Source organism: Adlercreutzia rubneri (assembly GCF_009755265.1).
Classification (GTDB): Bacteria; Actinomycetota; Coriobacteriia; order Coriobacteriales; family Eggerthellaceae; genus Adlercreutzia; species Adlercreutzia rubneri.
The window spans coordinates 40,508-51,420 of record NZ_WPOO01000012.1 but is presented as its reverse complement, the minus strand read 5'-3'; the positions used below and the strand labels follow the sequence as shown (position 1 = coordinate 51,420).

Sequence of the window (10,913 nt, the reverse complement as noted above, 5' to 3'; positions counted from 1 at the left end):
GGCACTGAGGAAAACGTCCTCGGTGCCGAGCGTAGCGCAAGACTGGCTCGTGGCCTTCGAGGAGCAGTTCGATAGGCTGTTTCGCGCAGGTGAGGTCGTCGTAGTAGCTGGCCCGGAGATCGTAGAGCAGCGGCGACAGGGACGCCGTGCTCAGGGCTACGGGATGGCCTAGGGTCTGGGGCGCTATGACGTGGAGGCCCCCATGCTCGGCGCAGGTCTCGCCGATCCACAAGGCTGCCTTCCGAGTGCCGAAGGGGGCGGTGAATCTTCGCCGTGCGACGGGAGGCCTACTCGTCCGAGTCGTCTCTCGGTTTCTCTTCGTGCAGGTAATGTACTTCGACCTTGATTTCTACGGAGTCGTATCCGTTTTCAGCGAGCGATTTTGCGATGGTGTTGCAATCGGCGATGGCCTGAAGGGCCTCGCCGCGGTCGATATCCGGCATCTGGGAATAACGTGCTGCAACCGCATGCATGCTGATATTAATGGCAGCGTCGATAACAGGGGGCTCGACGCTCAGCCAGCCAGAATCGATGGCTTTCGACAGAAGCTCGTCGACGCTATGGGTCTTGCTGGGAACGATTCCATTCTGGATGAATACGTTCTTCACCATCTTTTCTGCTGCTTGCTGCGAATGGAAGGCGATGGCCTCGGTGTAGGGATCGATTTCCTTCGCCAGATTCTCGACAACGAGCACATCGCGGTGGGCGGCGTACATGAAGCCGGTGTATTCCGTATCAGCCATAAATCTTCACCCCTTCACGAGCGACGATGTATTCGGGTGTCGAGAGGTCGTGCGAGCGTTGCACAAAGGTGTCGGCGCTTGAGCAGAGCACGTCCTTGGGACGCTTCATCCAGAGAAGCGCCTTGCGAACCAAAGCGCCGTAGGCCAGGGGTCTCTTAGCGGCGTCTTTTGTGACGACGTAAAGGTCGACGTCGCTATCGGGTGTTTGCTCGCCGCGGGCGTAGGAGCCGAACACATAGATGGCGTCGGTGGGCACGGTGCTTACGATGCTGCCCACAATATCGTCGAGATGATCGATGGGAAGTTGTTTCGCATTGGGGTTCACGGTGCCTCCTTCCGATGGCTAGGTATGCGGCGTCGCCTGATGGGCGTGATTTGCCTGGCTCCGTCTGATTATACCTTCAACGAAAAGTCCCCAGGCATGACAAAGGGCCCTGTCCCCTCCAAAAACAGAGCCCTCATCGTTCGAAGCTTGTGGGCTTCGGCGTAAATCGGTGATTATTATAGCAACCCTCACAGAAAATGCAAAACGTCACCGAAAACTGTTACTTTTGCTCGCGCTTCTTGGCCTTCATGTACTTGGCGCCGAAGGCGCAGATGTCGGTGGCGCCGAAGCCGATGAGCAGCATCGAGAAGCCGGCCTTCAGCACTTGAGCCGAGGTGGCGCCGGCGCTTGCGAAGCCAGCGGAGCCGTTCATCTGGTAGGTGTCGAACAGGGAGCCGACGTCGTCGGGCGTGTAGTAGGCGAGCATGCACAGGCCGAAGACGATAATGACGGCGCCGACGATCATGCCGCAAATGCGGAAGGCCTGCTCGGGATCGATGGTCTTGTGCGTCTTCTGGACGGCGGCCGCGGTGGCGGCTGCCGCTGCGTGAGGCGAGGCGGTGGGGGCAGTGCCGGGTGCCGCGGCCGCAGTGGGAGCCTGGGGTGCCGCTGCTACCTGCTGGGGCGCGCCGTAGGTCGCCTGGTAGGCGGCTTGATGGGTCGCGACCGGATTCTGCGGCATAACGGGGGGCTCGTTGGTGACGGCGGGCTCACCGGGGTTCAGTTCCTGGGATTGCAGCACCTCGCCGAGCATCTCACTCGCATCGCCCGCAGCGGCGGTCTCGACGTCGCCAGGGGTGCGAGCCGGTTCGCCGTAGGCGAGAGATTCCCGCTCGAGCTCGCGGCCTTCGGGGCCGTAACCGGCGGTGGCGCCAGGGGTTTGGTTGGTGTTCTCGGTCATGGGAAAGCTCCTCTCAGAGAAAGGGTTCTTGGTTGAACGCAAACCAGCATAGAAGCGGCCCTCCCCAAAATCGGAGCGGGCCGCTAAGCGTATGGCGACCGTAAAGTTGCCGCCACCGTTTCGGAAACGGTGGCTGGCGAGTCGGTTCCCTCTACCAGCTGAGCAGCTCGTAGCCGTCTTCGGTGATGGCGAGTTGGACTTCCCATTGGGCCGTGAGCGAGCGATCGGCGGTGCGAACCGTCCAGCCGTTGGGGTCGGTCATGTCGATCTCCTGGGCGCCGGCGTTGATCATGGGCTCGATGGTGAAGCAGAGCCCCGGCACGAGAATGGGGCCGGTGCCCGCCTCCGTGACGAAGCTCACGAAAGGATCCTCGTGGAACTCCAGGCCGATGCCGTGGCCGCCGAACTCGCGCACGACCGTGTAGCCGTGCTCCCGGGCGTAAGCGTTCACGGCGGCGCCGATATCTCCCAGATGTCCCCACGGCTTGATGGCGTCCAGCCCCACCTGCACGGCCTCTTTTGTGACGCGCACGAGATCGGCCGCCTCCGGCGACACCTCGCCGATACAGAACATACGGGAGGAGTCCGAGAAGAAATCGTCCTTGATGGTGGAGCAGTCGATGTTGACGATATCGCCCTCGCGCAGCACCTCGTCCGGAGAGGGGATGCCGTGGCAGACCACCTCGTTGACCGAGGTGCACACCGACTTCGGGAAGCCCTCGTAATCGAGCGGCGCGGGAATGGCGCCGTGCTCCACGGTGTAGTCGTGCACCCACTGGTCAATCTGCTCAGTGGTAATGCCCGGCGCGATGCGCTCGGCCACGTAATCCAGCACGCCGATGTTCACCTTGGCGCTGCGCTTGATGCCCTCGATCTCGGCCGGGGTCTTCAGCAAATCGCGCGGCGGCACTTCCTCGCCGGCCTCGGCGAGCTCCTCTAGGCGCTCGTCGAAATCGAGGTGGCATTTCTTGTACTTCTTGCCACTGCCGCACCAGCACTCGTCGTTGCGTCCAGGACTTTGAAGGCCGTCATACATGGGGGCTCGCTCCTTTATAGTGTGCGCCCGCGGGCGCCTTGATGTTCGCGTTCCCATGGTACTACAAGTTCGCCGAAGCGAACCTGCTGGTTTGCTTCGGCGGGTTCATTGCGAGACGGGATGAAGGGCTTGCGCGACTCTACCGATCGGTTGCGGGCATCTCCAGGGCGCGGTAGAGGCGGTCGGGCACGAGGCTCACCAAATCGTCGGTCCAGCGCGCGAGGTTGGTGGGCTCGTCGGAGCGGAACCAGTCGTTCATGACCTCGCATTCCAGCTTCGAGAACACCTCCACGATGAAGCGCAGGTTGTCGTTCACCTCGACATGGCGGTAGTTCTCCAAGGTGTCGAGAAGCACGGCCTTGCGGTTTTCTGGCATGATGGTCTGCCCGAAGGGCGTGTTGATCGAATACTGGATGGACTCACGGAAGAAATCGCGCTCCTGGGCGATGAGCCGCAGATGGTGGTAGTAGCCCGTTTTCCAATCGATGGTGCGGCCGATCTCGTTCAAATAGAACTGGCGGCAGAAGATGGAGTACCACCAGGGGATGTCATACTTGCTCTCGAAGTGCCGGTAGAAGGTCTGTCGCGAGATGCCGGCGTTGCGGCAGATCTCGGCCACGGTAATCTGATCGAGAGATTTGTTCGTCGCATGAAGAATTTTCATCTTGATGCTCAAATCGGGGGAATTGAAGATGTTCTCGCCCAGGGGAGGTCAGTGATCATAGGAGTGCCGCCTTCTGCTCGTTTCGGGTATGCATCCGGGGGTTGGTCATGTCCTCCTTAAACGCATAGTACCTGATCGCTGTGGCTGTATTGATGACAACTGAAGGTGAACGTCAAGAGAACCATGATGCGGTTTCCCCCTTGTCGCAATTTTGTGACATTATTGCCAATTTGTCCTCCGCTTCAAACAAAAACCCGCTGACATTCTGTTTCGAGGAACAGGGTTTGCGACTCGACCTTTGCGCTCGCCTACGACTGGGCCGCACAATTCTTCTCATAGGGGAAGGTGCTTCCAATGAGGCGTCTTCGAAATCGAATGGGAAGAGGGTTCCTATGAACGAAAGGGCGAAGTACAAGCTCATCGGATTTATCATGATGTTCTGCTCGTCATCTTTGATGGGCGGCATCGGAGCGTTCACGCGCTTCATTGACGCCCCAGGCGACTTCGTGTCGTTCTGGCGCAACTTCGCGGGCCTTATTGCGCTCACGATCATCTTCTTGTTTATCGGCGGCTTCAAGAAGGTGAAGGCCACGCGGTTCTCGGGCATGATGTTGCTCTCGGGCATCTTCTTGGGGCTGCTTTCCGGCCTGTACTGCCTGTCCACCCAGTACACGACGTTGGCGAACGCGTCGTTCCTCATTTACACCGGCCCCATTTACTCGACGATCCTTGCGGCGATCTTCCTCAAGGAAAAGATTGATTGGCGTGGCATTCTTTGCATCATCGCCGTGGTAGTCGGCATGCTGTTCATCGTGGGCATCGTCACTCCCGAGGGCCTGACGCTCGATCTCGATCCCACCTATACCTTCGGCAACGCCATTGCCTTCGCATCGGGTGTCGCCTACGGCCTCTATTTGTTCTTCTCGCGCTATCGCGAGGATTGCGACTCGAACGTGCGCTCCTGGTGGAACTTCCTGTTCGCATCGCTGGCCATTCTCGTGCTGCTTCTGTGGCACAACTTCTGCCTGCAGCCGCTGTCCTATACCGAGAAAGTGAATGGCGTAACGCAGGTCGACGCCGCTGGCCAGATCATCACGCACCCCTGGAACCTGTTCACCATGCCGCTCGATTCCTGGCTGTGGCTGATTGCCGCCGCTCTCATCACCGGCTTCGGCGCGTTCTATCTGCTCACCCATGCCACCAAGCGCCTGAAGGCCGGCGAGCTGGCTGCCATCTCCTATCAAGAGACCATCATGGCGTCGCTTCTGGGCCTGTGCCTGTTCGGCGAGACCCTGACCGCCTTCCAGCTTATTGGCGGCGCGCTCATCGTTATCGGCGGCGTGAGCCAGATCGTCTTCACCACCAGTGCGGCGAACAAAGAAGTCGACGATGCCGCTGTTGATGGCGAAGTGGCCCTGGCGGCCCAAGTGGGAGCCGGCGGTGCGGGCTTCATCGATGCGAACCCGGATGGAATGGATCCGAAGCTGGCTGCTATGGCCGACGGCGCCCAGAAAGCTGCCGACGCTTACGATCGGGACCATCCCGACGCCGACGACCGCTAAGTCCCCTGCTTTCGCGGAGGGTCTGGCTGGGGAAGTGAGAGTCCGGCCCTCCGCTTACGCACTTGCCAAATGGGTCTTTTTGGGAGGGAAGGCCCCTGCTTTCAAGGAGTGACTATGAAAAACTCTGTATTCATGGAAGAGATGGACGCCTTTACCTACCGCGAGAAGCTCGCGAAGGATGCCGTCGTCTTCATCCCCGTTGGTGCGCTCGAACAGCATGGCAGCCATATGGCCATGTGCGTGGACGCCGCTCTTACCAAGGCCATGGCCGGCGCGACCGCTGAGGCGCTCACGGCCGATACGGACGGCGCGCTCGAGGGTATCGTGTGCTCGGCCATCAATTTCGGCTATCGTTCCCAGCAGCGCAGCGGCGGCGGGTTCCACCTGTCGGGCACGACTTCGCTGTCGGGTACTACGATCATCTCTTTGGCCCGCGATATCTGCTATAGCCTCATCGAGGACGGCGCTCGCAAGATCGTGTTCATGAACGGCCATTACGAGAACTACCAGTTTATCTTCGAAGGCGCCGAGCTGGCTCTCGAGAAGGCGTCGGCCGAGGGCATCAAGAACGTGAAAATCCAGCTTTTGTCCTACTGGGATTTCGTTGACGATGCCACCATCCAGGAGTTGTACCCCGATGGTTTCACGGGTTGGGATTTGGAACATGCTGGCGTGATGGAGACGTCCCTCATGCTCTTGTTCTATCCCGATTTGGTGGACATGGACCGCATCGATCCCGCGCTGTACACGGGGTTGCCCGCCGAGCTTCCCAATTACGATGTGCTGCCCATTGTGGCCGACTACACGCCCCCTTCGGGCTGCCTGTCGCATCCTGGTGCCTCTACGCGCGAAAAGGGCATCATCTTGCGTGACGTTGCCGTGGCCAATATGGTCATCGCCATCGAGGATGAATTCAGCGGAGCAGGTGATTTCCATGAGGACTAACGATGCCGCGGCTGAGGTCGCCCCTGTTGCTCACGAGCCCCACAGCGATTTGAAGCGCGTTGCCGCCTCGTCGTTTCTGGGAAACTTCATCGAGTGGTTCGATTATGCCACCTACACGTACTTCGCCATTACGATTGGCCAGGTCTTCTTTCCCGGCTCCGAGGTGAACTCCACTTTGATGGCCTTCGCCATCTTCGCCCTGGCCTTTATCTTCCGCCCGCTCGGCGCCATGTTCTGGGGAAGCATGGGCGACAAAAAAGGTCGCAAACAGTCGCTGGCCATCTCGGTTCTGCTGATGTCCGGTGCCGCTTTCCTCATCGGCTGTCTGCCGTCCTACCAGGCCATTGGCCTGGCCTCTCCCATCCTGTTGCTCGTGCTGCGCAGCGTGCAAGGGTTTTCAGTGGCTGGCGAGTACTCGGGTGCCGCCGTGTTTCTGGCCGAGTACGCCCCGCCTGAGAAGCGCGGCCGCTATTGCTCGCTCGTCCCCGCATCGACGGCCACGGGCCTGCTGGCGGGCTCCACGATGGCCCTTGTGCTGAAAATGGTTCTGCCCGAGGCCGCCATTATTGAGTGGGGCTGGCGCATTCCGTTTCTTCTGGCTGGCCCACTCGGCTTCATCGCCCACTACATCCGCACCAAGCTGGAAGACTCTCCGGCTTTCGTGAAGATGGAAGAGGGGAACAAGGAGGCGGAGCATCCGACGCACTTGGTGTTCAAGAAGTACCGCAAGCGCCTGCTGTCCTCCGTTGCCGCTACTATGGTGAACGCGGTGGGATTTTACCTGGTGCTCACCTATCTGCCGACGTACCTGACGAGCTACACCTCAATGGAGGCGTCCCAGGCGCAGCTGGCCACCGACATCGCGCTCATTGCGTATCTGCTCATCATCTTCGGCTCGGGTACGCTGTCCGATAAAGTGGGGCGTCGGCGTATGCTGCTCACCGCATGCGTTGCCTTCATTGTGCTTTCCATTCCCTGTTTCCTCATGCTGGGGACGGCGTCGCTGCCCATCGTTATTGTCGCCGAGCTGATCATGTGCGTGACGCTGTCGCTCAACGATGCGAACATCGCCTGCTATCAGGCGGAGATGTTCCCCACGGAAGTGCGCTACACCGGTGCGGCTTTGGGTTCGAACATTGCCTACGTGGTGTTCGGCGGCACGGCGTCGTTTGTGGCCACGGCGCTCATCGACGCCACAGGCAACGGGCTCATGCCAGCTTTTTACATGATGGCCATCAGCGCGGTGGCCGGCGTTATCCTGTTCTTCACAGCTCACGATTATAATGGCATACCCCTGGACGAGATCAGGTAGCTGGTTGGTTGACGCTGGCTCGTGCCCCTTCTTTCGGGCCAGCTCCCTCTGAGGTGTCAGCTACCGCCTCGTTCCGGCGGATCGGCCGCTTGCCCGGCGGCCGCCTTTCGAAGGCCCCGCAGCCTGCCCTGGCTGCGGGGTCTTCCGTCACCTGCGACGACGTGCTACCCTACAGGGCGGCAGGCGTTAAGCCGGGCGCGGCCCGGCATCATGAGCGGGAGCGGAGGTGGAAGCGTGGCGAAGGTGAGCCCGGGAGTCTACAAAAAAGTGCTGCGCGTGCGCGAAGCCTACCCCTTCGATATCGCCTGTTTGCTCATGCGCTTCTTCGGCAGCATGCTGAACATCGGCGTAGTCACGATGATCACGCTGTCGGGTTACTCCTTTCTCACAGCAGGGCTGTCCTCATCGCTCATCGCGCTGTCCATCTTCGTGGTGACGCCCCGGGTGTCGAAGCGCATCGACGAGCGCGGCCAGTCGGCCGTGGTGCCCAAGGCCGCGGCCGTATCGCTTCTGGGCCTTGCTGTTCTGATTGCGAACGTGGCGCTGCACGGGCCGGTATGGCCCCTGTTCGTAGGAGCGCTGCTGGTGGGGTTCTTCCCGAGTCCCCAGGCCATGGCCCGCGCCCGGTGGACCTACCTCATCCGCTCCGGTCGTTTGGGGGAGGCGGCTCCCGACTTGCGCACCATGTTCTCCTACGAGAGCGTGCTCGACGACATGGCGTTCATCTTCAGCCCGTCCATCTCCATCGCGCTCGCCGCTGCCATCGCCCCGGTGGCGGGTATGGTGTGCGGCGGCGTCGCCTTTGCCGTCGGGGTCGTGCTTCTGTGCGCGGCCAAGAGCACCGAGCCGCATCCCGGTTGGTCGCAGGCCGGGGCTGCGGGGGGCGATGCCGATATCGTCGATGTTGCTGATGCCGCCGATGCCGTCGCCGATGTGGCGGGAGACGGTGCGGCCGCTTCGAAGGGCGCGCTCGCCGAGGGGGCGGCTGCCGTCGCTTCGGCAGCGTCCGTGCCTTCGAAGAGCCTGCTTGCCACCTCCGCAGCGGTGCGCGTGCTGTTCGTGATCTACGCCTTCGCCGGGTCGTTCCTCGGCCTGTTCGATACTGCCACAGTGTCGCTTTCCGAGGACTTGAACAGCCCCGATTTCGCCGGCGCGGTTCTTATGGCCTCGGGCGCGGTGTCCATGACGGCGGGCTTTCTGTTCGGCATGGTGCGTCTGCGGGCGCCCCTGCCCAAGCAGCTCGTGGTGGCCGCCTGTGCCGTCGGCCTGTCCTTCGGCACCATGTTCCTCATCGACTCGGCGCCCACGCTGATGGCGGTGGCGCTTTTGGGGGCGTGCACCTACGCGCCGCTGCTCATTGTGGCCAACGGCGTCTGCGAGCGCGCGGTGCCCGACGCGCGCCTCACCGAGGCCATCACGTGGCTCAATGCCGGCTATACCTGTGGGGCCGCCTTCGGGCCCACCGTGGCCGGCGCTCTCATCGACACCTTCGGTACCATGGCCTCCTTCAAGGTGGGCACGCTTCTGTGCCTGGGCATGCCGCTTACGGCCATACTCTGCTATCGCGTGGTGAAAGCGAGCATCCTTCCCGCCTACACGGTGGTGGAAGAGCGCGAGATGTAGGCGGTCGCTCTCTTGGGGCCCTTCAAGCTTACTTAACCCTTGCGGAATTAGATGACAATTTTCCCACTGATCCGGTGTCAAAAGGGGAATGATGGCACAATAGCCCCAACGTCATTCGAGTCGGAGCGCCTCTGGTTTGCGCGGCGTCTCGCGTACCGCAAGGTGCAGGCATTTCGACTCCGGAAAGAGGAGGTTCCCATGGATCCGATGAACTACACGCCCCCGGTGCAACCTGCGCCCGCGCCTTCGCCCGCCTACACCACCAGCTGCCTGAAGGCCGCCTGGGAAGACGTGAAGGCGACGCCGAACTACATAAGCCGGCTGTTGGTGCTCGGCCTCATCATGTGCGTGCCGATTCTGAACTTCGTCGTGGCCGGCTACCTTCTGTTCTGGTCCCGCGAGGTGCCCTTCGGCGGCCGCAGCCTCTTGCCCCAGAAAATAGTGACGGGCAAGAACTTCGAGTATGGTTTTTACGCTTTCGTGCTGACGCTGGTGGTGGGCCTGGTTGGCGGCATCATCGGCGGTATCTTCGGCTGGATTCCCTTCATCGGCTGGGTCGTCTCCATCGCCGTTTCCCTGGCCACCTATGTGGCCGGCATCATCATGCAGATGCGCATGATCATGGGGCAGAGCCTGGGCGATGGCTTCAATGTGAAGGACATCTGGGAGAAGGCGCGCCGCAACTGGGGCCAGCTGTTCGCGGTGACGCTCATTCCCATGGCCATCGTCATCGGCATCTCGCTCGTGCTGAGCATTGTGGTGTTCTCGATCATGTTCCTCTGCATCATGGGTGCGGCTCCGACCATCGCCGCCATAGGCGGTGCGGCCGATCCCTCCTTCGCGCAGATCATGTCGCTCATCGCCGCTTTGGCCGGCCCGATGATTTTCTGCACGCTCATCCTGTACGTGGTGCTGTCGGTGGCGGAAACCTTCGCCGAGGCCGTGGCCATCCGCGGCGTGGCCCACTGGGTCGCCCGCTACGCCCCCGAATGGACGACGCTTTCCGCTCCGCGCTACTAATAAACTACAGGCAGAACAAAAACGGTTGGCAGAGGGCCGGGCCGCACATGAGGCAGCAGCACAGCGAGCTGGGATCCACGCAGCCGCCGAAGCCGCGGCTCTCGCTTTCCTGCTGGTAGGTGCGGGCGCGGGCGCCGATGACGGCCTCGGCCTGGCGGTAGTCACCGTTGGTGGGGTCGGCCTTGCGGGCGGTGCGGATCTGGTCCACGGCGGCCACGGTGTTGCCGGCGCCGTAGTTGGCCAGCGCCGCTAAATAGTGCCAGCGGGCCGTGCGCTCCTTGATGGGCAGGGCCGCGAGCACGGTGAGGGCCGCCTTGTAGTTGCCGCCGTCGATGAACAGCACCGCCTGGCGCAGCTCGGCCGAATCGGTGGCCGACACCTCCGGCCGCGGCACCGAGGAGGCCTGGTTCCAGGTGTTGAACAAGTCCTCCCAGTTGATTTCCACCCACTGGTACTGGTACCCGCCGCCGGGCGCACCGCCGCCATAAGGGCTGCCGGGGCCCGCGCCGCCGAAGGGGTTGCCGCCCGGCGTGCCGTAGCCGGTGTAGGTGGGGTTGTAGGGCGACCGATAGCGTCGGGCGTCCTCGCGGGCGTACTTCTCCGGGTTCGTGATGCGGTCGTAGGCCTCGTTGATCTTCTTCAGGCGCTCTTCGGCCTCGGGGTCGTCCGGGTTCAAATCCGGGTGGTTCTCCCGCGCCTTCTTGCGATAGGCCTTCTTTATCTCGTCGGACGTGGCCGTGCGGGGAACGCCGAGGATGTCGTACGGGTCTTCAGTCACGAAA

The 10,913-nt window shown here is 61.7% G+C and carries 12 protein-coding genes; 6 read left to right on the top strand and 6 right to left on the bottom strand.

Annotated features, from left to right (window positions below; genetic code table 11):
• Positions 1-22: 22 nt before the first annotated feature.
• Positions 23-172, top strand: a complete 150-nt coding sequence (locus GO707_RS07805; RefSeq protein WP_157012722.1) for a hypothetical protein — start codon at positions 23-25, stop codon at positions 170-172.
• A 115-nt stretch (positions 173-287) separates the two neighbouring features.
• Here GO707_RS07805 and GO707_RS07800 read toward each other — a convergent pair whose 3' ends face one another.
• The 5 genes from GO707_RS07800 to GO707_RS07780 form a co-directional block, all read right to left on the bottom strand.
• Positions 288-743, bottom strand: coding sequence for a HEPN domain-containing protein (locus tag GO707_RS07800; RefSeq protein ID WP_114540162.1), 456 nt, complete (start codon positions 741-743; stop codon positions 288-290).
• The gene (locus GO707_RS12370) at positions 736-1,068 is read right to left on the bottom strand and encodes a nucleotidyltransferase domain-containing protein (protein ID WP_114540161.1); all 333 of its coding nucleotides are present in this window, start codon (positions 1,066-1,068) and stop codon (positions 736-738) included. Before GO707_RS12370 ends, GO707_RS07800 begins: the two co-directional genes overlap by 8 nt.
• A gap of 220 nt (positions 1,069-1,288) precedes the next feature.
• Positions 1,289-1,969, bottom strand: coding sequence for a hypothetical protein (locus tag GO707_RS07790; RefSeq protein WP_157012721.1), 681 nt, complete (start codon positions 1,967-1,969; stop codon positions 1,289-1,291).
• Positions 1,970-2,120: 151 nt separating this feature from the next.
• Positions 2,121-3,005, bottom strand: a complete 885-nt coding sequence (locus GO707_RS07785) for a methionyl aminopeptidase (RefSeq protein WP_157012720.1) — start codon at positions 3,003-3,005, stop codon at positions 2,121-2,123.
• Between the two features lie 139 nt (positions 3,006-3,144).
• Positions 3,145-3,669, bottom strand: coding sequence for a TetR/AcrR family transcriptional regulator (locus tag GO707_RS07780; RefSeq protein ID WP_157012719.1), 525 nt, complete (start codon positions 3,667-3,669; stop codon positions 3,145-3,147).
• A 392-nt stretch (positions 3,670-4,061) separates the two neighbouring features.
• Between GO707_RS07780 and GO707_RS07775 the strand changes: the two genes are divergently transcribed.
• The 5 genes from GO707_RS07775 (at position 4,062) to GO707_RS07755 (ending at position 10,131) form a co-directional block, all read left to right on the top strand.
• A complete protein-coding gene (locus tag GO707_RS07775) occupies positions 4,062-5,231 on the top strand; it encodes a DMT family transporter (RefSeq protein WP_114548954.1) in 1,170 nt (389 codons plus the stop codon).
• Between the two features lie 114 nt (positions 5,232-5,345).
• Complete coding sequence (locus GO707_RS07770) at positions 5,346-6,176, top strand: creatininase (protein WP_114548955.1); 831 nt, start codon at positions 5,346-5,348, stop codon at positions 6,174-6,176.
• Positions 6,166-7,488, top strand: coding sequence for an MFS transporter (locus tag GO707_RS07765; protein ID WP_157012718.1), 1,323 nt, complete (start codon positions 6,166-6,168; stop codon positions 7,486-7,488). Before GO707_RS07770 ends, GO707_RS07765 begins: the two co-directional genes overlap by 11 nt.
• Positions 7,489-7,722: 234 nt before the next feature.
• Positions 7,723-9,111 carry an MFS transporter gene (locus GO707_RS12750; RefSeq protein ID WP_157012717.1) on the top strand — a complete coding sequence of 463 codons (1,389 nt, stop codon included), beginning with the start codon at positions 7,723-7,725 and terminating at the stop codon, positions 9,109-9,111.
• Between the two features lie 198 nt (positions 9,112-9,309).
• Positions 9,310-10,131, top strand: coding sequence for a DUF4013 domain-containing protein (locus GO707_RS07755; RefSeq protein ID WP_161127906.1), 822 nt, complete (start codon positions 9,310-9,312; stop codon positions 10,129-10,131).
• Between the two features lie 4 nt (positions 10,132-10,135).
• Here GO707_RS07755 and GO707_RS07750 read toward each other — a convergent pair whose 3' ends face one another.
• Entirely contained in the window at positions 10,136-10,909 is a 774-nt protein-coding gene (locus GO707_RS07750; protein ID WP_161127905.1) for a DnaJ domain-containing protein, read from the bottom strand.
• Positions 10,910-10,913 lie beyond the last annotated feature (4 nt).